This is a genomic window from Algibacter pacificus, assembly GCF_008033385.1.
GTDB classification, from domain to species: domain Bacteria; phylum Bacteroidota; class Bacteroidia; order Flavobacteriales; family Flavobacteriaceae; genus Algibacter; species Algibacter pacificus.
This window is the reverse complement of the sequence record NZ_VOGY01000013.1, coordinates 103251-128437: the sequence shown is the minus strand read 5'-3', so window position 1 is coordinate 128437 and position 25187 is coordinate 103251. Positions and strand designations below refer to the sequence as shown.

The 25187-nt window shown below is 31.6% G+C and carries 23 protein-coding genes; 21 read left to right on the top strand and 2 right to left on the bottom strand.

Features of this window, described 5'->3' with window-relative positions; translation table 11 throughout:
- The 20 genes from FQU21_RS17495 to tsaB all read left to right on the top strand — a co-directional run.
- Nucleotides 1-198: S26 family signal peptidase (locus tag FQU21_RS17495; protein WP_222708014.1), on the top strand; the 198-nt coding region annotated here is incomplete at its 5' end.
- 22 nt (nt 199-220) lie between these two features.
- Nucleotides 221-3364 (top strand): efflux RND transporter permease subunit, encoded by a 3144-nt coding sequence (locus FQU21_RS15460; RefSeq protein ID WP_147678912.1) that lies wholly within the window; start codon nt 221-223, stop codon nt 3362-3364.
- A gap of 866 nt (nt 3365-4230) precedes the next feature.
- Nucleotides 4231-4710, top strand: a complete 480-nt coding sequence (locus tag FQU21_RS15455) for a hypothetical protein (RefSeq protein ID WP_147678911.1) — start codon at nt 4231-4233, stop codon at nt 4708-4710.
- Between the two features lie 228 nt (nt 4711-4938).
- Nucleotides 4939-5136: a hypothetical protein gene (locus FQU21_RS17490; RefSeq protein WP_187269402.1), complete on the top strand. Its 198-nt coding sequence runs from the start codon at nt 4939-4941 to the stop codon at nt 5134-5136.
- A 173-nt stretch (nt 5137-5309) separates the two neighbouring features.
- Nucleotides 5310-6497: a signal peptidase I gene (lepB, locus tag FQU21_RS15445; RefSeq protein WP_147678909.1), complete on the top strand. Its 1188-nt coding sequence runs from the start codon at nt 5310-5312 to the stop codon at nt 6495-6497.
- Between the two features lie 15 nt (nt 6498-6512).
- Nucleotides 6513-8513, top strand: a complete 2001-nt coding sequence (locus FQU21_RS15440) for a transglutaminase-like domain-containing protein (RefSeq protein WP_147678908.1) — start codon at nt 6513-6515, stop codon at nt 8511-8513.
- Between the two features lie 861 nt (nt 8514-9374).
- A complete protein-coding gene (gene cyoE, locus FQU21_RS15435) occupies nt 9375-10268 on the top strand; it encodes a heme o synthase (protein ID WP_147678907.1) in 894 nt (297 codons plus the stop codon).
- A 2-nt stretch (nt 10269-10270) separates the two neighbouring features.
- Nucleotides 10271-10852, top strand: a complete 582-nt coding sequence (locus tag FQU21_RS15430) for a cytochrome c oxidase subunit 3 (RefSeq protein ID WP_147678906.1) — start codon at nt 10271-10273, stop codon at nt 10850-10852.
- Nucleotides 10853-11169: 317 nt separating this feature from the next.
- Complete coding sequence (locus FQU21_RS15425; protein WP_147678905.1) at nt 11170-12165, top strand: cytochrome c oxidase subunit 3; 996 nt, start codon at nt 11170-11172, stop codon at nt 12163-12165.
- A 52-nt stretch (nt 12166-12217) separates the two neighbouring features.
- Nucleotides 12218-12598, top strand: coding sequence for a cytochrome C oxidase subunit IV family protein (locus FQU21_RS15420; protein ID WP_147678904.1), 381 nt, complete (start codon nt 12218-12220; stop codon nt 12596-12598).
- A gap of 176 nt (nt 12599-12774) precedes the next feature.
- Nucleotides 12775-13491: a hypothetical protein gene (locus FQU21_RS15415; protein WP_147678903.1), complete on the top strand. Its 717-nt coding sequence runs from the start codon at nt 12775-12777 to the stop codon at nt 13489-13491.
- Between the two features lie 8 nt (nt 13492-13499).
- Nucleotides 13500-14243: an SCO family protein gene (locus FQU21_RS15410; protein WP_147678902.1), complete on the top strand. Its 744-nt coding sequence runs from the start codon at nt 13500-13502 to the stop codon at nt 14241-14243.
- Nucleotides 14236-14766 carry a DUF420 domain-containing protein gene (locus tag FQU21_RS15405; RefSeq protein WP_147678901.1) on the top strand — a complete coding sequence of 177 codons (531 nt, stop codon included), beginning with the start codon at nt 14236-14238 and terminating at the stop codon, nt 14764-14766. Before FQU21_RS15410 ends, FQU21_RS15405 begins: the two co-directional genes overlap by 8 nt.
- A 23-nt stretch (nt 14767-14789) precedes the next feature.
- Nucleotides 14790-15008 (top strand): hypothetical protein, encoded by a 219-nt coding sequence (locus FQU21_RS15400; protein WP_147678900.1) that lies wholly within the window; start codon nt 14790-14792, stop codon nt 15006-15008.
- A 157-nt stretch (nt 15009-15165) separates the two neighbouring features.
- Nucleotides 15166-15867: an ABC transporter ATP-binding protein gene (locus tag FQU21_RS15395; protein ID WP_147678918.1), complete on the top strand. Its 702-nt coding sequence runs from the start codon at nt 15166-15168 to the stop codon at nt 15865-15867.
- Entirely contained in the window at nt 15860-17089 is a 1230-nt protein-coding gene (locus tag FQU21_RS15390) for an ABC transporter permease (RefSeq protein ID WP_147678899.1), read from the top strand. The genes FQU21_RS15395 and FQU21_RS15390 overlap by 8 nt, the downstream gene beginning before the upstream one ends.
- Nucleotides 17090-17091: 2 nt before the next feature.
- Nucleotides 17092-18336, top strand: a complete 1245-nt coding sequence (locus tag FQU21_RS15385) for an ABC transporter permease (RefSeq protein ID WP_147678898.1) — start codon at nt 17092-17094, stop codon at nt 18334-18336.
- Between the two features lie 13 nt (nt 18337-18349).
- Entirely contained in the window at nt 18350-19471 is a 1122-nt protein-coding gene (locus tag FQU21_RS15380) for an efflux RND transporter periplasmic adaptor subunit (RefSeq protein WP_147678897.1), read from the top strand.
- Nucleotides 19452-20807, top strand: a complete 1356-nt coding sequence (locus FQU21_RS15375) for a TolC family protein (protein WP_187269400.1) — start codon at nt 19452-19454, stop codon at nt 20805-20807. The genes FQU21_RS15380 and FQU21_RS15375 overlap by 20 nt, the downstream gene beginning before the upstream one ends.
- Before the next feature lie 127 nt (nt 20808-20934).
- Complete coding sequence (gene tsaB, locus FQU21_RS15370; RefSeq protein ID WP_147678895.1) at nt 20935-21618, top strand: tRNA (adenosine(37)-N6)-threonylcarbamoyltransferase complex dimerization subunit type 1 TsaB; 684 nt, start codon at nt 20935-20937, stop codon at nt 21616-21618.
- Nucleotides 21619-21709: 91 nt separating this feature from the next.
- Here the strand turns inward: tsaB and FQU21_RS15365 are convergent, their stop codons facing one another.
- Together FQU21_RS15365 and FQU21_RS15360 are read right to left on the bottom strand one after the other, a co-directional pair.
- Nucleotides 21710-22525 carry a mechanosensitive ion channel family protein gene (locus FQU21_RS15365; protein WP_147678894.1) on the bottom strand — a complete coding sequence of 272 codons (816 nt, stop codon included), beginning with the start codon at nt 22523-22525 and terminating at the stop codon, nt 21710-21712.
- A 506-nt stretch (nt 22526-23031) separates the two neighbouring features.
- The gene (locus FQU21_RS15360) at nt 23032-23934 is read right to left on the bottom strand and encodes a NifU family protein (protein ID WP_147678893.1); all 903 of its coding nucleotides are present in this window, start codon (nt 23932-23934) and stop codon (nt 23032-23034) included.
- Nucleotides 23935-24105: 171 nt separating this feature from the next.
- On the opposite strand from FQU21_RS15360, the gene FQU21_RS15355 reads away from it, so the two are divergent.
- A complete protein-coding gene (locus tag FQU21_RS15355) occupies nt 24106-25110 on the top strand; it encodes a PorP/SprF family type IX secretion system membrane protein (protein WP_147678892.1) in 1005 nt (334 codons plus the stop codon).
- The last annotated feature ends 77 nt before the right edge of the window (nt 25111-25187 follow it).

The following is a 25187-nucleotide window of genomic DNA, read 5'->3' as shown; positions in this document are numbered from 1 at the left end:
GACGGCAAAATAGCTTCAACTTATACTTTTAAGAAGAACTATTATTTTATGATGGGTGATAATAGAAAAGCAACTGCAGATTCTAGAGCATGGGGTTTTTTACCTGAGGAAAACATTATTGGTAAGGTACAATGCGTGTTATTTTCTAATTTTAAAGATAAATTTCAATGGAATCGTTTATTAAAAAGTGTAGATTAATACTGTAGAAATCGAGTCATATATGAAACTTAAATTTTCTTCATTCTCAATAATTACCGTATTTATATGTCTGTCAATTATTGGCGCAAGTTTAATACCGCTATTAAGCGTTCAATTAACACCTTCAAAAACCGAGCCCTCTATTAATGTAAACTATAGTTGGCAAGATGCCTCTGCAAAAGTTATAGAGCAAGAAGTAACCTCTAAATTAGAGGGTGTTTTCAACACCATTAAAGGCATAAAAAAAATTAGCTCTACCTCTGATAAAGGACGAGCCAATATAGCTATTACATTCAAAAGTAATACCAATTTAGATGCGGTAAGGTTTGAATTAGCTAACCTTATCCGTCAATCCTATCCAGAACTTCCAGATGGTGTAAGTTATCCAAACCTTTCTTTAAGTGCACCAAATGAAAATAAATCGCCTATTTTATCTTATAGCATCAATGCCAATGAAAGTCCATATTATATTAAAAAATATGCGGAGCAGCATATACTCCCTAAGCTATCCACAATTAAGGGCGTAAATAAAGTAAATGTTAATGGTGCAGCCCCTTTTGAATGGGTTATTGTATATGACACCAAAGTGCTTTATCAACTAAAACTTTCTGTAAATGATATCCAAAGTGCCATCAATACCTATCTTAACACACAAGAATTAGGGAATGCTGTTTTTAAAAGACCGAATAATTCCGTTGACCATGAACTATCATTAAACCTAGCTTACAAACCAGAAACTGAAATAAACTGGAATACCATTCCTATAAAAAAGATAGCAAATAGAGTTATTTACTTAGGGAATATTGCAAAAGTAACTTACAAGGCGGCTGACGTAACTAGTTATTATAGAATAAATGGTTTGAATACTATTAATATGACCATTTATGCAGAACAAGACGTGAACACCATTGATTTAGCAAATACTGTTAAAGCTAAAGTTATAGATTTAAATCAAACTTTAGATACGGGCTATAGTATAAAGTTAACACATGACACGACAAAATATGTGGTTGAAGAATTGCAAAAGATTCAAAAGCGGACACTGTTTTCGTTTCTTATTTTGTTAGTTCTAATTCTAATTATTAATAGAAGTTTTAAATACCTAGCTGTTTTGTTTCTAAGCATTATTACAAATCTTCTGATTGCAGTTATTTTTTATTACCTATTTAAAGTAGAACTACAATTATATTCTTTTGCAGGCATTACTATTTCTTTTGGGATTATTATCGATAATAGTATCATCATGATTGATCATATAAGGAATAAGGGGAATAAAAGAGCGTTTTTGGCCATTTTAGCAGCAACATTAACAACTATAGGCGCACTAATGATTATCTTTTTATTAGAAGAAAGCCAACAAGCAGATTTATTGGATTTTGCTATGGTAATTGCTATAAATATAGGCGTATCTTTATTGGTGTCGTTATATTATGTGCCAGCACTGTTAGATAAAATGCATGTATCTAAGAAGCGTATTAAATTTTCAAGGAAACGCAAAAGAAGCATTATAAGATTCACGAATTTTTATTCACGAATTATTTTTTGGATGAAAAGACCACGCTATAAATGGGCGTTTATCTTAATTTTTATATTAGGTTTCGGTATTCCTTTTCATTTATTACCAAAAGAACTAGATGGTGATGATTTTTACATAAATATTTATAATAAAAGTATAGGAACAGAATGGTTTGCTAATGATGTAAGACCCACTTTAGAAAAAATAATTGGAGGTGCTTTAAGGTTGTTTACTGAAGATGTTTTTGAAAATTCTCATTATTCTGAACCTGAAAGAACCACATTACGAGTTACGGGTAAAATGCCTGATGGATGTACTATTCAACAACTTAATGAAGCCATCAATAAAATGGAATCTTATTTAAGTCGATTTGATGAAATTGAATTGTTTGAAACACGTATATCGAGTTATAGAAATTCTAATATTTCCATTTACTTTAAAGAGGATCATGAGTTTAGTGGCTTCCCATACACTTTAAAAAGTTTACTGGAATCTAAAGCCATTAGTCTTGGCGGATTAGATTGGGCGGTTACTGGTGTTGGTAGAGGATTTTCAAATGCCTTAGGGACGGGCTCCAAACAAAATAGGATTATTTTAGAAGGTTATAATTATGATAAATTGTATGGGTATGCAGAACAATTGCAACAGCAATTAATTGATGGTTCAAATTCACGTGTTAAAGATGTAGAAATAACTAGCGGGAGTTGGCGAGATAATGCTTTGTATGAGTATTATTTAGACTTTGATACCAATAAACTGGCACTTGCTAATGTGTCTCAAAATCAATTATATGGCTACTTAAAAAGTCAAGTCCATTCTGGACGTCTCGCACCGATAACAAATAATAATGAATTACAACATGTAAAGTTAGTTTCAGATAAATACAAAAAGTTTAATGTTTGGGACTTAAAAAATACACCAATAACTATTCAGAATAAGCAATATAAGTTAAACCAATTAGCGTCCATAGAAAAAAAGAAAACAGGAAATACTATTAAAAAGAGCAATCAGCAATACAGTTTAACCGTTGCTTACGATTTTTTAGGAACAACACAATTGGCTCAAAAAGTAAGAGAAAATGCCGTTGAAAACTTTGAACCTAAGCTACCACTTGGTTATAAAGTTTTTGAACAAAAGTATAGACGTTGGAATAAAAAAGAAAAAACACAATATTATTATTTATTTATAGTCATCGCTATTATATTTTTTATTTGTGCCACTCTTTTAGAATCATTAAAACAGCCCTTTGCAATAATTAGTATGATTCCTATTTCATTCATTGGCGTGTTTTTAACGTTCTATCTATTCGATTTTAATTTTGATCAGGGAGGTTATGCGTCCTTTATTTTGCTTTGTGGTATAAGTGTAAATTCAGCATTATACATTATTAATGATTTTAATAATTTAAAAAAGGATTACCCAAATAGAAACAATAGCTCCCTATACTTCAAGGCATTTAATTATAAAATAATTCCTGTAGTGTTAACTATAGTATCTACGATTGTAGGATTAATACCTTTTGTTTGGCATGGGCAAAATGAAGCCTTTTGGTTTTCGTTTGCAGTGGGTTCTATTGGAGGGCTAATTTTTTCTTTGATAGGGATATTTTTCTATTTGCCTTTATTCTTAAGGACAAGTAAGAGAGTTTGAAATGGGAGTATTATACCTAATATTAAAATTTATAAAATAAATATAATGATAAATAAAAAGTTGCTGATAGTATTTGTTTTAGGTTTAGTTTTCTTTTCATGTAGTAAAAATAAAAAGCCAAAAGAGTGGAGACTATTAAAACCTCTAAAGTAGAACATGAATTTTAGTATACCTTGAAAAAGACATGGGTATTACGGAAAAACCACAATACATCTTTAAGAAAGTAGTAAATATCTTCTAAAAAAAATAGCAAAGTGACAGAATTTGTCCCTGTGAGGTTTTAATTTTGGGAAATCAACAAAAATTATAAAACCTCTGAGCATATTAGGTTAAAAAATATAATCACAAATTGTTTAACTAAAAATTCATGCCAATGACATAAATAAAAAACAACACCCAGAGGAAGTTTTTAATTTTATTGACTTAATCGTTTATGAAGTCATAAAACGATTTGATATTCTGCAAAAGTAGTATTTCCTTCAAGACTTTTGAAAAATCAAGATAAAATTTTTCAAAAATAATTTATTTAGCATTTATTGCAATGTTTATGGTATTTAATTCTTGCTCTGATAAACAAGAGTTTGAGGACATATATTATAATGGAGTTAAACCAAATTTTAGTAAATCTGATATTGAGCTAGGTAACCTTTTTGCTGAAAGTTTGAGCAAAACAACAAAGAAGATAAAGAAAGACAACATTGATTTAAGTAACACTACCGAGTGTACAAAAAGTTTCTTCTGATATAACCTTAGAAGTCATTGGTAAGAAGTATGCTATACCTAAAGACGAGATACTGATGATGCAAGAAAAGAACGTTTCTTTTATGCAAAAGAATAAAAAGACTAAACAGCAGACACTAACTACCATGCAACAACGTGCGCTTAACGCCATTGAATATGCAAGAACCCACAGTAAATCGGCACTTGCATTTATGGATAAACTTGCTGCTATCAACCTAAGAGTTGACGACTTAGTTCCAGAAGGAGAGCGGGAGGTGTTGCATCAAATGATTGCATTTAATTACTATGGGCTTAAAGAAATGAATAAGCTAGTAAGAACTGGTTATTTACCCGGAAAGTCTGAGTATAGACCCAAAAAAATAAAAACTGGAACAACAATGGCCTTTAGTAATACTAGCCTTTTAGATTTAACAAAAATAGCGCATGCCAATGGTGAAGTAGAGGTACTCGCTGAAATAGTGATAGTAGTTCCTGCTTCTAATTCAGGTGATGGAGTTTCATGGTCAGACTGGTATCAACTTCAAGATGCCTATGGAAATGGTTATGAAGATGGTTCTAATGATGATGCCTCTGTTTCTGTAGGACTAGCTTGTGATGATATTTAAAAATGATAGACATGAAAAATTTTTGGATGAAGTACCCGATTATATACTTGCTCCTATTCTGCTTATTAGCCGGATTCGCAGGAGTTGATACTGGGTTTATTATTAAAAACGGTTTTCCTCAACAAAAAGGGATTTTGTATTTAAAAATATTTCAAATAGTTACAGGTTTTATTCTCTCTTTCTGTTTTTTATTTACTTATGTGAAAATTAAAAACAAAAAAGATAATCATGAAAAAAAATGAAAATAGACGAATTAGGATTATGTTTATAATTATGGGAATTCTATTTTTTAAAAGTTTATTTCTATTTATAGAAAAAGGAATTCCGAACAGCTTTGATAGTTGGAAATTTTATGCGTCCCTATTAGGAACTGCTGGCTTTTTAGGTCTTTTTATTTTTTCTATTAAACAAATCATTAATAAATAATGACTTTCTAAAAAACTAGAGTATATAAAATAGCAGCTAAGGGCTAAACTAAAACGTTTGTTCTTTTCTGCTATTTTTTTAAGTTAAAAAAGTAGGATTTTTATTAAATAATATGGTGAATTTCAGTCTTAAAGATGTCAATAACCAACTTACTATCCATTAATATATAAAGTTTGAAGACAATTAGCTTTTCTAACATAAAGAACAAACACTATCTAATTTTGTTTTTTTTGCGATTCATCTTAATAACAGGAAAACTCTGGTTTTTTATATTTTTAGTAGTATTATGTTTCGTTTATTTTTTAATCAACAAGTTCTTAACCCTGATTAAAAATAGTTATTGTAAAAAAGCACTTAAATTTATTTTAAGGTTATTATTTCTAATCTTAGTTATTTTAAGTTTTAAAATATTCGTTTTCGGAGTATTTAGAATCCCAAGTTCTTCTATGGAAAACACTTTGTTTCCCAAGGACATTATTCTAGTAAATAAACTAAAATATGGTCCGCGACTACCACGTTCACCTTTTGATATTCTTTTTATAAACATAGCCTACTACTATAACGAAAACGCAAGAAAACGGTTTAAAGAGTATTGGTGGCCTTATAAAAGGTTTTCTGGTATAGACACTATTAAAAAAGGCGATGTTATCGTTTTTAACTCTCTTTTTAGAAAAGACTTTATTTTAGTAAAACGATGTGTTGCTGTTGCTGGCGATACTTTACAGATAAAAAACGGAATAGTTTATAACAATAGTAAAGTTTTTAAAGTTGAAGCAGCAAAATATAGGTATAAATTTAAGGTAAAGCATAAAACGGTTTTTGATAACGCCATTGACTCTTTAAATTTGGGACATATTAAATTTAGTGTCATTCGTCATAATAACTACTTGAAAGCCATATTGTCACAGGATGAGGTAGAAAAGATTAAAAACTTAGAAAGCATTGAGAATTTCCAAATAAGTTTAGACCCTTATAGACCCAAAAGGAAGTTTTTAGCAAAATTACCCAACAAAAACTGGACCTTCGATACTATGGGGCCTTTTGTTATACCAAAAAAAGGGTTACAAATTAATTTAAATTACGAAAATTATTTGTTGTATGAGAAAACCATTAACAAATTTGAAAAAGTGAACATAAAACATGATGAAGGTAAATTTTATGTTAACGGTGAAATAACAACAACCTATACCTTTAAAAAAAACTATTATTTTATGATGGGTGATAATAGAAAAGCAAGTTCAGATTCTAGAGTATGGGGCTTTTTACCAGAAGAAAACATTATTGGCAAAGTACAATGTGTATTATTCTCGAATTATAAAAACAAATTTCAATGGAATCGTCTATTAAAAAGTATAGACTAAAAAACACGACCAAAAATGATATTTAAAAGATTAGGTATAGTATTTATTTTTAGTTTAACTTTTTGCTCTTGCAGTAAAGGAAACCTTCCAAAAGAAGTAAAACAAGCACTTTCATTAGCAGGAGAAAATAAAAGCGAGCTTTTAAAAGTGATAAATAAATACAACAAGAAACCTAATGATAGTTTAAAGCTTAAATCTGCTTATTATTTGATAGAAAATATGCCCTATCATTCTTTTAAAAAAGGAAATAAAATTTTTGATGAAGCATTTGTATTAGCTGGTAAAGAACGTGAAAGACAGATAAGAGAAAACCCCCGAGAGAAAAATCCAAAAGACTCCACGTATGCTAAGCTTGGGGTGTTGCTAGATTCAATAACAAAAAACAACAGAACATTAGATACATCACCAATTTTACACTATGATTTGAAATACATAGACTCACAATTTTTGATAGATAATATTGAATTAGCGTTTACAGCTCATAAAAAAATGCCTTTAAATTTATGTGAAAATTTTGATGATTTTTTATATTACATATTACCTTATAGAGTTGGTCAAGAACCTATTGAAGTTAATAAAAGAAAAGAATTATATGAAGAGTATTCATGGGTATATGATTCGTTAAAAACGAATTCTTTGGATGACGTGGTAGCGAAAATATATGACATCAATAGATTTCGAGTGGTGTCAAAACGCCATCCTACTTATAATTACCCATATTCATTTTCTCAAATAAACCATATTAAGATTGCAGATTGTACTGATATAACTAATTATATTGTATATATTCTTAGGGCTATAGGTATTCCAGCAGGTGTTGATTATACTACCAAGTTAGGAAATACAAATAGAAGTGGAGGAGCTCATACATGGGTTTTTTATTTGAATAATGGCAGTCAAAGAGCTTTAAATAGTGGCCCTGTGTATTTTGATTTAGAAAAAACGTTTAAGTTTAGTAGTACTCCTAAAGTTTACAGGCAGCATTATCATAAAAAACAAGAACCTCCCTATGAAGTAACTCATTTATATAGAGATGTTTTTGATGTTACTATTCCTATTATTTGGAATGTTGATAAACTAAACAATAATAATAATATATATTTAGGAATTTATGATAATAACAAAAGCCTATTTAAGATTGCAACTGCTGAAAAGATTAAGAATAATAGTGTCTTTTTTAAAAATATGGGAAACAATATTATTTACTTCCCTTATGTTAATGACCCAGATACACCTATTAACTATCCTTTTGAACTTACTAAGGATGGAAAAGTTGTTTTTTTTAATAATGATGAAACCGTACTTGAAAAAGCAAAATTATTAAGGAAATATCCGCCTTTTAGAATTAAATCAAAAAAGCAAAAATACAGAAGAATTGAGGATTTAAATGGAGCCATAATTCAAGGATCAAATATTGATTCAGATGAATATTATATCAATTTAGATACAATTTCAAAATTCAAGAGTACACAAAACATTAAGTTTTATTTTGAAGGCGCAAAGAAATATAAGTTTTTTAGGTTTAATGCTAAGAAATATGGCAGAAAGGTTAGCTTAGCAGCTTTTAAATTATTAGACAATAAACATGGTGATGTTGTAAAAAAATGGAATAAGTTACTCATAAACAATGAAGAAGAGCCTGATGATCACACCAATGTAATTGATGATAATGAATTGTCATATGTTGAAAGAAAATTTTTATCAATAACCTATGCTTTTAATGAGCCCAAGGAAATTTTTGGTTTCGAAATTCAAGCGAGAAATGATGGTAACCATATTAATGTAGGAGACAATTATGAATTACATTATTGGGATAAAAAATGGATTTCTTTAGGGGAAAAAAAGGCTACCGATACTGTATTATATTACAAATCAATACCCAAAAATGTATTGTACTTACTAAAAAATAATTCCAGAGGTAAAGAAGAGTTTGTTTTTAAATTTGATGATGATGGTAATCAGTTTTGGGTAGGATGTTCGGAGTATGAAAATGATAGATCTTTTTATAATTTATAATTAGGATACTCTGCATCATTATAATACATCCCAAAATTGATACTACCTTGAAATGACATACGTTAGTGTTAACAATAAATGGAGCAACGGGATTTTTATAACAGATTTTGCTGCTTCATTAATAGTTTATACCCAAAAGTAGAGTGTACTCTTCTTTTATTAGACATTATCTCATATTTAAAATTTCAAGTTAAAAATTAATCTGAGATTTTAAATATGCTGTTTATATTCCTTGAGATCCATAACTTTAAAAACCTTACACTTTTTCTTATCTGAAAGCTTAAATTTATGGTGTTTTATAAATCTAAATTTTATTTATTGTCCTTGGAGATTTAATATCTAAGAGGATAAAATACCGTTTTTGGATGTTTTCTTGATCATCTTTTTTAATATCTCATGTTCTTCTTAAATATCTGTTAAATGCTTTTTTAGTAAACCGATTTCTTTTTGCGTATTTGTTAATTTTGGCTTGTCATATTTTGGAAAACTGTTCTTACCGTAATTTTTTAATTCGCGACGCAAAGGCTAAAATAGATATTAGGAATATCCAGTGTATTCAGTTCTTTTGCATATTTGCTTTAAGTTACCACGAGGATAACTCACTTCTATTCCTTTTTTCATAATTCAAAGCTAAATTATGTAGCTTTAAATCTCGCAACTTTGTGTCTAATCTAAAATATAGTAAGTCCAAAATTGAAATGTTGAAAAAAGAAGCATACATTTAGAGTTCATTTGATGTTTTTCATGTTTTCTGGTTTTTACTTTCTGATAAAGATATTAAAAATGCTATCAACATTGCTCAAATTATTAATATAGAGTATCTTTGCACTCGCAATATAAAATGCACTATTACAGAGAAGTTTGGGTAGATCGAGAACAACTATAGAAAATCCGGGTTTAATTTCAGATTTTAAGGAAATAACAAAAATGCGATTAGCAATAAGCGTCGTGTTTTCTTCACTTGCAGGTTATTTATTGGGGGTAGAAACTGTAGATATAAAAACTTTAATCCTTTTGGCTTTTGGTGGTTATTTTATGGTGGGCGCATCAAACGCTTATAACCAAATTATTGAAAAAGATTTGGATGCCTTAATGGAAAGAACAAAAAATAGACCTATTCCTGCGGGGCGTATGTCTGTGAATACGGCTTTTGCAATTGCAACTATTTTTACCATTTTAGGAATAGCTATTTTGTATAGTATAAACAAGCGAACAGCTATGTTTGGGGCTATTTCTATATTTATATATACCTGTGTTTATACGCCTTTAAAAACAAAAACACCTATTTCTGTTTTTGTTGGTGCTATTCCAGGTGCGATCCCGTTTATGTTAGGTTGGGTCGCGGCTACCAATAATTTTGGAATGGAACCGGGTACTTTATTTGCTTTGCAATTTTTCTGGCAATTTCCACATTTTTGGGCGATTGGTTGGTTTTTGTTTGAAGACTATAAACGTGGTGGTTTTTTTATGTTACCGACAGGGAAACAGGATCGCGGTACGGCGGTACAAATTATTATGTATACGATTTGGACTATTATAATTTCAATAATTCCTGTGTTTGGTTTTACGGGACGTTTGCATTTGTCTGTACTGGCGGCAGTTATTGTTTTTATTTGTGGTTTAGGCATGTTGTATTATGCTATTCAATTATTTAAAAAAATGACTGAAAAATCGGCTAAGGAGCTGATGTTGTCGAGTGTGACATACATTACGTTGGTGCAAATTATTTATGTTATCGATAAATTTATAAGTTAATCATGGATTTAACTCAAGGAACAACAGAGGAAAAACACGGCAGAGCAAAAAAAATGATGCTTTGGTTTGGTATTATTTCGTTAATCATGTCTTTTATGGGCTGGACAAGTGCTTTTATAGTAAGTAGCTCGCGACCAGATTGGTTAACCGATTTTAGATTGCCAAATGCTTTTATTATTAGCACTGTTGTTATTGTGGTAAGTAGTATCACGTTTTTATTAGCAAAAAACGCATTAAAAAAAGGGCAAAATAAGGCTACGAGTTTGTGGTTGTTGGTAACTTTGGCATTGGGAATTATTTTTATTTATAACCAATTTTCTGGGTTTCGACAAATAATAGATTTGGGTTATAATTTTACAGGGCCAACGAGTAATGTAACCATGTCGTACATTTATTTAATTGCTTTGGTGCATATTTTACATGTTGTAGCTGGGTTAATTTGTTTGTTGGTTGTAATTTATAATCATTTTAAACAAAGATACAGCGCTACCAATATGTTAGGTTTTGAATTAGCAACCACGTTCTGGCATTTTATAGATATTCTTTGGGTGTATTTATTTTTATTTTTATACTTTGTAGGGTAGTTTTTTTAGGCCTATTTTTTTGTTATCACTTGTTTTTAAAGCTGTTTTGGTGATAGACTTCCAAATATGGTTTTGGTTTAATGTATGGTAAAAACATAGCGGTTGTTTTGCGTTAGGGATTGAACGGCTTGTTTGAAATCCTTTTTGTTTTCTTAATAAAACAAAAAGATTGAGTAGTGAAAGCCCGACCCTTGGGGAACGCCCAAAGTAATTTTTAGTCGTAATATGGGATAATTTTAATTTTTATTGCTTCATATTTTATTAGATAAATAAATTGATTATTTTTGTCGAACTTTTAAATAACAACCAACTTATATATGAGTACAGCAGTAGTAGAAGGTAAAACTTGGGGAGGTGCCAATGAGCCACTAAAAGCAAGTTACGGAAAAATGATGATGTGGTTTTTCATTGTTTCTGATGCCTTAACGTTTTCGGGGTTTTTAGCAGCCTACGGATTTTCTAGATTTAAATTTATTGATGCCTGGCCAATTGCCGATGAGGTGTTTACTCACTTTCCTTTTTTACACGGGGTAAATGCTCCTATGTATTATGTGGCGTTTATGACGTTTATACTTATTATGTCGTCGGTTACGATGGTGTTAGCGGTAGATGCAGGACACCATTTAAATAAAGGTAAAGTAACTATTTACATGTTTTTAACTGTAATAGGTGGTATTATTTTCTTGGGTTCTCAAGCTTGGGAATGGAATACTTTTATTAAGGGTGAATATGGTGCGGTACAAACTAAAGGCGGTAATATTTTACAGTTTGGTGAGTATGTTGAGCAAGATGGTGAGCAGGTTTTTAAACGTATTGCGGTTAAAGATTTTGCTGTTGTAGATACACATAAAGAAAGAACTGCCCACGAAAGTAAAAATGGAATTTGGTTTCAAAGTGAAGGAGCGTTACCTGCTTTTGATGTTAATGAGATTTATAAAGGTTTAGAAGCTCATGAAAATATTTTGGTACGCACGCATTACATAGATGAAGAGACAGGGGATAAAATTGTTTTAAGTAGAGATCATTCCTTAAAGGCTTTAAAAAATAATGGGACATTGTATGTTGAAGGTGCAAACTTGCATGTTAACGAATATGGGGCGCCGTTATTTGCCGATTTCTTTTTCTTTATTACAGGGTTTCACGGTTTTCACGTATTATCTGGGGTGATTATTAATATCATTATTTTCTTTAATGTATTATTAGGAACTTACGAAAGACGTAAAAGTTATGAAATGGTAGAAAAAGTGGGATTATATTGGCACTTTGTAGATTTAGTTTGGGTATTTGTGTTTACATTCTTCTACTTAGTATAATAAAATAAATAGTTTCAGTTCCTTTAAATAGGATATATAAAAAGCATTTAAAATGGCACACGAACATAAATTAGAAATATTTAAAGGTTTAGTTAAGTTTAAATCTAACACTGCAAAAATTTGGGGTGTTTTAATTTTCCTTAGTTTAGTAACTATAGTTGAAGTTATATTAGGTATTATTAAACCTGAAATTTTAATGGGATATGTTTTAGGTATGAAAGCCTTAAACTGGATTTTTATAATTTTAACAATTGTAAAGGCATATTATATTACTTGGGATTTTATGCACATGCGTGATGAAACTCCGGGTTTGCGTCGTGCGGTAGTATGGATAGGTATAGGCTTAATTGTATATTTAATTTTTATTTTATTACAAGAAGGTGGGTATATTTTTCGAGTATATGATACTGGTTATATAAAAAGAGATTTTTAGTAAAACTTACATTTTAATAGTTCGTTTTCTAATTGAATAAAAAAGAATCCCACTGTATGGTGGGATTCTTTTTTTTTAGCCAGTTTATTTAGATAAATTAACAAAGTATAAACGGTTATTAGGTCGTCTTTTTTTATTTTTGCAACCTGTAAATAGCGTTAAAAACGCGATGAATTATGAATAAAAAAAAAGTAGGTAGCTATGCTATATTAGGAGTTTTGTTTTTTCTTCCTGTGGCGTTTTTATTAATGCTGTATCCTTCTACACACAATTACCAACCTTTGGATATTGTAAAGGCAGGCGTTTTAGATTTAGAGGCTTTTACATCGGATGTGGAGGAACCTATTGTTTTAAAAGATCATATTACCATTTTAGGTTTTTTAGGTGAAAAACCTATGAGTAAAACCATTGAAGCATCGAACTTAAAAGAATTAATTTACGATAAATTTAAAGGTTTTAAAAAATTTCAAATTGTAATTGTTATGCCTAAAGGAACTGAGGCCGAAGTAACTAAGCTTAAAGCTGAAGTGAACAGCTATGACGATATTAGGTTCTGGCATTTTGTTTATGGCAATCCAACAGATATTAAAAGGATATACTTTAGTTTGAAAAGTAGAACCGAACTAAATACCGATTTGTCCAGCCATGATGTGTTTATAATTGATAAAGACTTAAACCAGCGAGGACGTATCGATGATAGAACCGATAATGAATTAGGAAAAGGAACTGCCGTTTATGGTTTAAGCGGTTATAACTGTGTTGAAGTTGCCGAGATTAAAAACAAAATGAGTGACGATTTACGTATTGTTTTTACCGAATATAGACAGAAACGTAAGGGGGAATTTAATTCAGAAATTAGACGCGCAAGAGATTTAAAAGGAATATCAAAATAAATTTTAAGATGAAGAAAAAGAACAACTATTCATACATTGGTATCGCTTTTGTTATTTTGGTTTTTGGGATTATTGTTATTCCGGAAATAGAGAAAAGAATTTCTAATGATGATGTTTCTCGACAAACAGATCGGAGTTACGAAAAACCAGAGGTGAAAAAAATGTCCGACTTAGCCTTTGTTGAAATTAATGGCGTCGCTAAAAAAGTGCCAGAGTTTTCTTTTATTAACCAAGATGGTAAAACAATTACAAATAAAGATTACGAAGGTAAAGTGTACATTATTGAATTCTTTTTTACAACATGCCCTACTATTTGCCCAAGAATGAACAAGAATTTAGTTCAAATACAGAATGCTTTTAAAGGTTTTGAAGATTTTGGGGTGGCGTCATATACCATAAACCCAGCTCATGACACCCAAGAAGTTTTAAAAACTTACGCTGAAAATTATGGGATTACAAACCCAAATTGGAACTTAATGACTGGTGAAAAAGAGGCTATTTATAAATTGGCCAATGAAGGATTTAATTTATATGCTGCCGAAGCCGAAAATGTCGCTGGTGGTTTTGAGCACTCGGGAAACTTTGCATTAATAGATAAAAATGGGTTTATTCGTTCTAGAAAAGACGATTACGGCAACCCAATTATTTATTACCGTGGTATTGCATCGGAAAGCGAAAAAGTAGACGACGATGGTATTAAAGAAGAGATAAGTGCCTTAAAAGCAGATATAAAAAAGTTACTAAATGAATAAGCAAAATAATCTTCAAAACGAAAAGAAGTATAACAAGTTAATAATTGGGCTTTCTATTGTGATCCCTGTGGTGGTTGCTATTTTATTTGGTGTTAAAATAGATATGGAATTGCCTGTGTTTTTACCACCTATTTATGCTACTATAAATGCGATAACCGCATTAGTTTTGTTGTTAGCAGTATTTCAAATAAAAAAAGGGGAACGGAAAAATCATGAATTATTGATGAAGTTTGCCATAGTGTTATCTGCATTGTTTTTAGTATTATATGTTGCCTATCATATGACGAGCGATTCTACTAAGTTTGGAGGCGAGGGTATGGTTAAAGTATTCTATTATTTTATACTAATTACGCATATTCTACTTTCTATTGTCGTAATTCCTTTTGTGTTAATTACTTTTGTAAGAGGAATAACCAATAATATTGAACGTCATAAAAAAATAGCAAAAATCACTTTTCCATTATGGCTTTATGTTGCTATTACTGGAGTGATTGTTTATGTTATGATTTCGCCGTATTATTAATGTCTTTTGAGAGTTTTATTATTATGAAAAATAAAATCATATTCTTGGTGTTTAGCTGTTTCATGTTTTTAGAAACTAATGCGCAATGCGCCATGTGTCGCGCCGTTTTAGAAAGTGAAGAAGGGCAAGGCACAGCGAAAAGTATTAATGATGGTATTGTGTATTTAATGGCGATTCCATATATTCTTGTTGCAGGTATAGCTTTCGCTATTTATTATAAATACAATAAAAAAACAGCTTAGGTATTTGATATTTAGTTTTTGTAATTGGGTTTGGTTACTGTTAAAAAAAAATTTATGATTTTTTTTTAAGCAAATGATGTAACATTTCTTTGCTTTACTAGTCATATTAAAAAGCTTTCGTTTTTAACCTAAAGGAATGCTTAATCAATCAAGAAATATGTTAGAAATTCGTCAATTACACAAATCCTATCCTATAGGAGATTCCAGTTTACATGTTTTAAAAGGCATCGATCTTTCTGTAAAAGAAGGTGAAATGGTAGCGATTATGGGATCCTCGGGTTCTGGAAAATCCACATTACTAAATATAATCGGTATGCTGGATGAAGCTGATCAAGGTGACTATATTCTAGATGGACTACCCATTAAAAACCTAACTGAAAAAAAAGCGGCTATTTATAGAAATAAATTTTTAGGTTTTATTTTTCAATCCTTCAATTTAATAAATTATAAAAGCGCACTAGAAAATGTGGCGCTTCCGTTATATTATCAAGGGATGAAACGAAAGGAACGTTTAGAGTTGGCTATGTTTCATTTAGAGAAGGTAGGCTTAGCCGATTGGGCTAAACATTTACCAAAAGAACTTTCGGGTGGACAAAAACAACGTGTGGCTATTGCTCGTGCTTTAGCGGCAGATCCCAAATTATTACTTGCCGATGAGCCAACGGGTGCTTTAGATACTAAAACTTCCCATGAAATTATGGAGTTTATTCAGCATTTAAACGATGAAGGAAAAACGATTTTAATGGTGACTCACGAGGAAGATATTGCTGCCATGTGTAAGCGCAACGTTAGACTTAGAGATGGTATTATTATCGAAGATAAAATGGTAGAACAGGTTAGAGCACAACTTTATGTTTGATTTAGATCTCTGGCGAGAAATATTCCAAAGTATTAATATGAATAGAACCCGTAGTTTGCTCTCTGGGTTTACTGTGGCATTTGCTATTTTGCTATTCGCTATTTTATTTGGTATTGCCAATGGATTACAAAACACTTTCCAAGAAGCATTTGGAACCGATGCTAATAACTCTATTATAATTTATCCTGGCCGAACCACTAAAGCCAATAAAGGTTTGCAAGTGGGTAGACGTATTCAGTTTAAAAATGAAGATCGTGAGTTTATAAAAGACACTTACGGCGATAAAGTTCAGTTTATAACTTCTAAAGTTAATAAGAGTGTTACAGCTTCTTTTAAAGGTGAAAAGAATGATTATCAGCTTCGGGGAATTTACCCAGAATTCATGTTTATTGAAAATAACGTGGTTAAGGAAGGGCGTTATATTAATCAAAATGATATAAATAATAAAGCCAAGGTTGTTGTTATTGGAAAAAAGGTTGAAGAAGAATTATTTTTTAAGGAAACTGCTATTGGTAAATATATTAATCTTAGTGGTATTCAATATAAAGTAGTGGGGGTTTTTACAGATGATGAAGGGGATAGTGAAGAAAGCATTATTTATATTCCTATATCGACTATTCAGCGTGTTTATGGGAATAATGATCTGGTGGATTTTATGCATTTAACTTTTAATCCGGAGATGAGTTCGGCCCAAGCCCTTGCTTTTGGAATGTCGTTAGAAAATAAATTAAAAGAAAGGTTTGATGTGGCAAGTAGTGATCAACGTGCTATTCGAATTCGGAATATGGCACAAGGCACTCAAAAAGTAGATATGATGACGGCTAGTTTATCAGTAATTATTCTGGTTATTGGTTTTGGAACGCTAATCGCGGGTATTGTTGGTATTAGTAATATCATGATTTTTATTGTAAAAGAACGTACCAAAGAAATCGGAATTCGTAAAGCCTTAGGAGCATCTCCAAGATCCATAGTATCTATTATTTTAATAGAATCCATTATTATCACAGCGATTGCGGGTTATGTAGGTTTACTGGTTGGAATGGGCGTTTTAGAGTTAGCCACTCCTGTTTTAAAAGATTATTTTATAAAAGATCCCGGTGTAAGTAATAGCTTAGTTGCTGGTGCTACCATTACATTAATAATAGCAGGTGCCATTGCGGGATATTTACCAGCAAAAAAAGCATCACAAATTAAGCCTATTGTAGCTTTAAGAGACGATTAACTATGTTTAGATTTTTATTAGAAAGAGATACTTGGCAAGAAGTTTTCGATAGCTTAAGCAAAAACAAACTGCGGTCTATTTTAACCATGGTTGGTGTTTGGTGGGGTATTTTGTTACTGATTGGTTTATTAGGGTCGGCTCGTGGTTTAGAGAATTCGTTTAATAGATTATTTGGAGATTTTGCAACCAATAGTGTTTTTCTTTGGGGAGAGAAAACAGGTATGCCTTTTAAAGGTTTTCAAGAAGGTCGACGCGTCAGGTTGTCGTTAAGTGATACAAGAAAAGTAGCGGAAAATGTTGACGGCGTAGAATTTGTGGTGCCTAGAAATCAGAATCAATCCTTGGTGGTTAGAAATTTTCTTTCGGGTAGTTTTAGTATTGCAGGCGATTATCCATTATTGGATCAAGTTGAAAAGAAAAAATTAATTCACGGGCGTTTTATCAATCAAAGTGATATTGACGACAGAAAGAAAGTCGCTGTTATTTCCGATGAAATTTATAAACAAATTTTTCAAAAGGATGAAGAAGCTATCGGTGAGTATATTCAAATAAATAGTATTAATTATAAAGTCGTAGGGCTGTTTGAAGTGCCTAATATAAGTATGGGGCCATCCATTGATATTCATATTCCTTTTACCACATTTCAGCAGGTTTATAATGAAGGGGATCAAATAGGCTGGATGATGATTACTGGGAAACCAGAATATGATATTGTTCAAATTGAAGAGGATGCTACTTTATTATTGAAAAATTTAAATAAAATTCACCCCGAAGATAATCGTGCTTTTGGAAGTGCCAATGCCGGAAAACAATTTGGAAAGGTTACAGGCTTTTTAACAGGTATGCAGTTTTTAACTTGGTTTGTGGGTATTGCCACTTTAATAGCCGGTGTGTTTGCTATTGGGAATATTCTATTAATTACCGTAAAAGAGCGTACCAAAGAAATTGGAGTACGCCGCGCACTAGGCGCAACACCATTTGAAATTAAAAGACAAATTGTAGTAGAAGCTGTTTTCCTAACCTTGGTGGCAGGAATGTTTGGTATTATTTCTGGCGGTTTAATTTTAATTATACTCGATCATCTTTTTGGTCAAGGTGCCGATGCCGCATTAGTTAACGCATCCGTATCTATTGCCGTGGTATTTATCGCGTTAATCATATTAGTAATATTAGGAACATTAATCGGACTAATACCTGCAACCAAAGCAACCAGTATTAAACCTATTGAAGCATTAAGAGAAGAATAAACAATCAAAAAAAATGAATAAAACAGTAAAAATCATTGCAGTAATAGTAGTTGTTTTACTATTAGCCTTTGTGTTAAAATATTTTAAGGATGCAAATTCTAAAGATATTGAAGAGTTTAAGGTAGAATCACCTTTTTACACTTCCATTAATACAAAAGCAGTCGCTACCGGAAAATTAAATCCCGAAGAGGAAATTGAGTTAAAACCTCAAATTCCAGGTATTGTCGATAAAATTTTAGTAGAAGAAGGCGATAAGGTAAAAAGAGGCGATTTAATTGCTACCATTAGAGTGGTGCCAAACGAGCAGAGTTTGGTGAGTGCTAAAAGCCGGATTTCATCAACCAAATTATCTTTTGAAAATGCCAAGGTATTGTACAATAGAAATAAAGCCCTTTTTGATAAAGGGGTGATTTCTAAACAAGATTTTGAAAATAGTGAATTGTCCTATAATCAAGCCAATGAAACGTATAGACAAGCGCAAAACGATTATCAAATTATAAAACGCGGATCTATTTCTGGTGGAAGCTCAGCAAATACCAATATTGTGGCGCAAATTCCGGGAACTATTTTAGAAATTCCTGTACGTGAAGGCGATCAAGTGATTCAAAGTAATAATTTCAACGCGGGAACCACTATTGCTACGATTGCCGATATGAGTTTAATGATTTTTGAAGGTAAAGTTGATGAAGCTGAAGTTGGAAAATTAAAAGAAGGTAAAGTCATTAAAGTGATTTTGGGTGCTATCGCGAATAAAGAATTCCCAGCCACATTAACGTTTGTAGCTCCAAAAGGGATTGAAGAAAATGGCGCGGTTCAGTTTACTATAAAAGCCGATGTTGAGATAGATTCTACCACTAATATTCGTGCGGGGTATAGTGCCAATGCCGAGATTGATATTGAATCTAAAGATAGTGTGTTAGCGATTAGAGAAGCCTTATTGCAATATAATAGAATTACCGAAAAACCATTTGTGGAAATAGCTGAAGGAGATAATAAATACAAAAAAGTCGATGTAGAGTTAGGGATTTCCGATGGGATAAATGTTGAAATAACTGAAGGCGTTAAAGAGGGCGATAACATTAAAGTGTGGAATAAAGCATCAAAAGATAATGAAGATGAAGAAGATAATGAATAATACTTCGATAAGCATTTTTATAAAAATACTATCTCTAGCGTTTTTATGTTGGTCGGCAATCTCATTTTCACAAGAAAAATTGTGGACTTTGGAAGCTTGTGTCAACCATGCTTTGGAGCATAATATTACGGTTAAGCAAGCCGAAAACACCCTGCTTACCAATAATCAAGACATTATTGCGGCTAAGGGGCAGTTTTTGCCATCGCTAAGTGCAAGCGCATCTCAGGGTTTAAGTTTAGGGACATCTTTAGTTGCAGAAGGTATTTTTGCAAATAGAACGAGTCATTCAACAAATCTAGGGCTTAGTGTATCTCAAACCGTTTTTAATGGTTTTAGAAATTTAAACAATAAAAAATCGGCGTTTTTAAATCGTGAGACTAACGAGTTAGAGCTTAATCGTATTAAAGATGATATTTCACTTAATGTGGTCAACGCTTATTTAAATGTGCTTTTTAATAAAGAAAATTTAGAAACAGCCGAGGCACAATTTCAGTTTAGTGAAAAACAACTAGAGCAGGTTAAAAGTTTAGTGGATGCTGGAGCACAACCCAAAGCCAATGTATATGATGCTGAGGCTACGTTAAGTCGCGATGCACAGCAAGTTACCTTGGCAGAAAATAATTTTAATTTGGCTTTATTATCACTGTCCCAATTGCTTCAAGTGCCTTACAAAGGTTTTAATGTTGAAATTATCGATGTTAATACGCCATCGGAAGCGGTGATGTATGATAGTGTAGATCCTGTTTTAAATTATGCTTTAGAAAATAGAAATGAAATTAAAATAGCTGAAAAAAATATTGAAAGTGCCGAGTTAAATACAGAGATATCGAAAGGTGGTTACTTGCCGTCGGTTTCATTAAGTTATGGTTTTGGTGCTAATGCGTTTTATTCTAATTTATCGGATAATGAAGCTGCTTTTTTTGATCAGTTGGATAACAATAAAGGGCATAGTTTTAATTTAGGAGTTAGTATTCCTATCTTTTCAAGATTTCAAAATAAAACGAATGTTGCCAAAGCAAAAATTCAAGAAGATAATTTTAAGTTGCGTTTAGAGCAAGCTAAAATTGATTTAGAGTCCAATATTCAGCGCGCCTATACCGATGCTCAGGCGGGGTTAAAAGCTTATGTGGCCGCCAAAAAATCTTTGGAATATCAAACCTTAGCTTTTAATAATTCCAAAGAACGTTTTGATATTGGAGTCATGACGGCTTTTGAATTAGAACAAGCTCGTGTGCAACTTATAAATGCGGAGTCGTCGTTAATAAACGCGAAATACGATTTCGTTTTTAAAACTAAAGTATTAGATTTTTATATTGGTAAATCCTTGATGGATTAGTTTAATTTTAAATCATAAATTAAGGCTATCATTTTTAGTAAATGATGGCCTTTTTACTTTTTATAGTGCCGTGATATCTTTCTAATAATAAAAACAATATTTTTGCACTTCCAATGATAATGACACCATGAGTATATTCATATTAAATATAGAAACAGCAACGACTAATTGTTCGGTCTCCATTTCAAAAAATGGGAAAACTGTAGTTTTAAAAGAGGATAACGATAAAAGTTATTCGCATGCCGAAAGACTTCATGTTTATATAGACGAAGCCTTAAAAGAAGCAGGGATTAAGAGTGTAGATTTAAGCGCGATAGCCATTAGTAAAGGTCCAGGGTCTTATACGGGCTTGCGTATTGGAGTTTCGGCGGCAAAAGGGCTTTGTTTTGCTTTAGATAAACCATTAATTGCGGTTCCTACTTTAGAAGCGCTTGCGCATCAAGTAAAATTAGAGCATGGTATTGTTATTTCGATGTTGGATGCTCGACGTATGGAAGTGTATTCAGCCATTTACGATTCAAATTATAAAGAAATTAGAGAAACTCAAGCCCAAATTTTAGATGAAAACGCTTTCGCGGAAAATTTACAGAACGGAAACGTCTATTTTATTGGCAATGGTGTTGAAAAAACTAAGACACTCATAAACCATCCGAATGCTATTTTTGTTGAGGGTAAATTACCGTCGGCAAATGACATGAGTGTGCTTGCGTTCCATAAATTTAATAATAACGATTTTGAAGATGTGGCCTATTTTGAACCGTATTATTTAAAAGATTTTGTGGCATTAAAACCGAAACCAAAAACAAAGTAACACTAAAATCAATACTCTTTTTACACAAAAAAGCCCAAATAGTAATTAAAACTATTTGGGCTTTTTCAATTAATAAGTTAAACCTAAAGGCTTATCCTTCTTTGTGTATTTCAACTTGATGTGGGTAAGGAATTTCAATTCCAGCGGCATCTAGGGCTTCTTTTACGTTTTCAGTAATATCAAAATAAACATCCCAGTAATCTGCTGTTTTACACCAAGGTCTAACTGCAAAGTTTATTGAGCTATCTGCTAATTCCGATACATTTACAGTTGGTGTAGGTGTTTGCAATACTTTTGGGTGTGATGTTAAAACATCCATTAATACTTGTTTGGTTTTCTTAATATCAGAATCGTAACCTACGCCAAATGTTAAGTCTACACGACGAGTTCCTTCAGTAGAATAATTAATAATATTTCCGTTAGATAAAGATCCGTTAGGAATAATAATTTCTTTGTTTGATAGACCTGTTAATTTGGTTGTGAAAATTTCAATTTCTTTAACAACACCAATTTCACCTTGGGCTTCTATTAAATCGCCTATTTTTATAGGTTTAAAAATCATAATTAAAACACCTCCAGCAAAATTCCCTAAAGACCCTTGAAGTGCCATACCAACAGCTAAACCTGCGGCGGCGATAATGGCTGCAAATGATGTGGTGGCTACACCAACAGTTCCTAAAACTACAATAATTAAAATAATTTTTAAAGCCCAGCCACAAAGGTTTAGTAAGAATTTTTGAAGGCTCTCATCATATTTACCTTTAGACATTATTTTTTTTGCGGCTTTTAGTATTTTTTTAATTACCCAAGAGCCAATAATCCAAATAAGTATAGCCCCTATTATTTTAAGACCATAATCTAGACCTAAATCAATCCATTTTTCTGTGTCAATACTTTCTAAATTCATAATTTTTGTTTATTTTATTTGTTCTGCAAAATTAAAAACTAATAATGTGTTTGTTTAAATTTTATGATAAAAAAATATTAAATTAAACTCATTATAAGTGCAATATTTACAGGAATAGATTGCCATAAAAAAGTTTAATTCGCTTTGTAGAGTTAGACCCATAAATACCATAAATAGTCACAAAAATCAGAAATAAAAGTATGAAATATTGGTTTTATTTAAATAGAGCAAACACTATAATTACAGCAATAAAACTATTCTGAAACCATTGGTTTGCCTCATGTGCTTTAGTGTCTTCAACAAAGGTTTTACCTTTTATTTTAAAGGGTTTTACTGTTCTTGGTTTAGTCTAAAAAAACATTTTTAATTTTAAAAAATAAAAATGTTCTAAGGCAACGATATTTGTAAAAATAAGCGTAAGAGTTTTATTTATAATTTTAATATTAGAGATAAAAAAACGCTCTATTTGTAAGAACGTTTTTTATACATGTTATTTTAAATTTATTTTAGCCATTAATAGCTTCTACCATAGAAATTTTTCCAGGGAGCATTTCTTTTAACATATTTTCAATACCACTTTTTAAAGTGTAAGTAGACGAAGGGCAACCACTACAAGCGCCTTGTAAAAGCACGCTTACGTTTTTAGAGCTTTCGTCGTATGAAATAAACTGAATATTTCCACCATCACTAGCTACAGCAGGTTTTACGTATTCTTCAATAATATTTATTATTTCTTTTGAAGTGTCATCAAGTGTGTCAAAATGCGTATCTACTTGTTCAGTAGATTTTTTTAGTGTTTCTATAGCTTCTGGTAAAACGATTTCTTTTCCATCTTCAATATAACTTCTAATAAACTCACGAAGTTCTAATGTTATACTATCCCATTCAGCAATATCATATTTGGTGATTGATACATAATTTTCATCAAGAAAAACACTTTTTACAAAAGGAAAATGAAACAACTCTGTAGCTAATGGTGATAGTTTAGCTTCATCTATAGACGTGAATTCAAAAAGCGCAGCAACTATTTTCTTGTTAGCCACAAACTTTATAACGGCAGGATTTGGTGTGCTTTCAGCGTATACAGTAACTGGTACTTTTTTTGGAGCAGTACTTTCCTCTACAACTATACCACCATCATTTAAATAGGCTTCAATTTGTTCTGCCATTTCATCTTGTACATCGCTCCAGTCTACAATGCTATAGCGCTCTACTGCAATAAAATTTCCAGAAATGTAAACTTTTTTTACAAAGGGTAAATAAAATAATTGTTGGGCTAAAGGTGAGGTTTTAGCCTCGTCAATGTTGTTAAATTCAAAACTTTGGTACTTTGTAATAAATTGATTTAACTCAAATTTTACAATATTATCGTTAGATGTTTCCTTAATAGAAACCTTGAAATTACTCATTATTAACTTTTTTTTTACAAAAATACTAAAAGAAAACTTTAGTTATCCATATATTTGAGTTTTGTTGCCCTAACCTAAAAGTGAACCTAACTAACATTTTAAATATATTTTTATAGCAAAATTGTTATAATTAAAAGTGTATATTGTACGATATAGCCCCAAATTTAAATTATGAAAATACAATATGTTTTAATGGTACTTATGGCAATGTTATTTTCCAACGTTGCAACCTCTCAAGAAGGATTGCCAATTTATACCGACTACTTAACCGATAATTATTATTTAATTCATCCATCCATGGCCGGAGCTGCAAACTGTGCTAAACTTAGGCTTACCGCCAGACAGCAGTGGTTTGGGCATGAGGATGCCCCAAAGTTGCTCACTATGAGTATTAACAGTAGGGTAGGAGATACGCCATCTGCGGTTGGAGCTATTCTATATACCGACCAAAACGGATATCATTCTCAAACGGGGGTTTATGCTACCTATGCACATCATCTAATGTTTTCGCGCTCGGAACTCGATTTAAATATGCTTTCATTTGGTTTGAGTGTAGGTATGATTCAATATAAATTAGACGAAACATCCTTTCTATTCGATGGTCCAGATCCATCAATTACAGGTACAATACAAAGTGAAACTAATCTTAATTTAGATTTTGGGTTTTCATATCAGTTTTTAGATTATTACGCGCATGGTACCGTAAAGAATTTAATTAAAAATGCAGGTATAAATAGCGATCAAAATATTACCAGTAATTTAAGACGTTACTTGCTCTCAATAGGGGGTGTGTTTGGTAAATATGGTAGCTCTTGGAGTTATGAGCCTTCTGTAATGCTTAAGTATCGCGACGCAACAAAAGAAGCCGGAATAGATATTAATGCAAAAGTATATAAAACCATGGAGTTTGGTAAAATATGGGGCGGTGTTTCTTTCCGTAATAGTAGTGATGGTGCCGAATATTTAACAGGGAGTAATGAGCAAAAAAAACAAAAACTACAGCAAATAACCCCACTTTTAGGTGTTAATTTTAACCAGTTGATGGTGGCATATACGTATACCTATCAATCCAATTCCCTCGTGTTTACTAACGGTGGATTTCATCAATTTACTTTAGGTTACAATTTTAATTGTAAAAAAGAACGATACAGTTGTAATTGTCCAGCGGTTAATTAAAAATAGAAATATAATAGAGAATATATAAATAGATCCCACCAGTATTTGGCGGGATTTATTTGTTATAAGTATGTCGG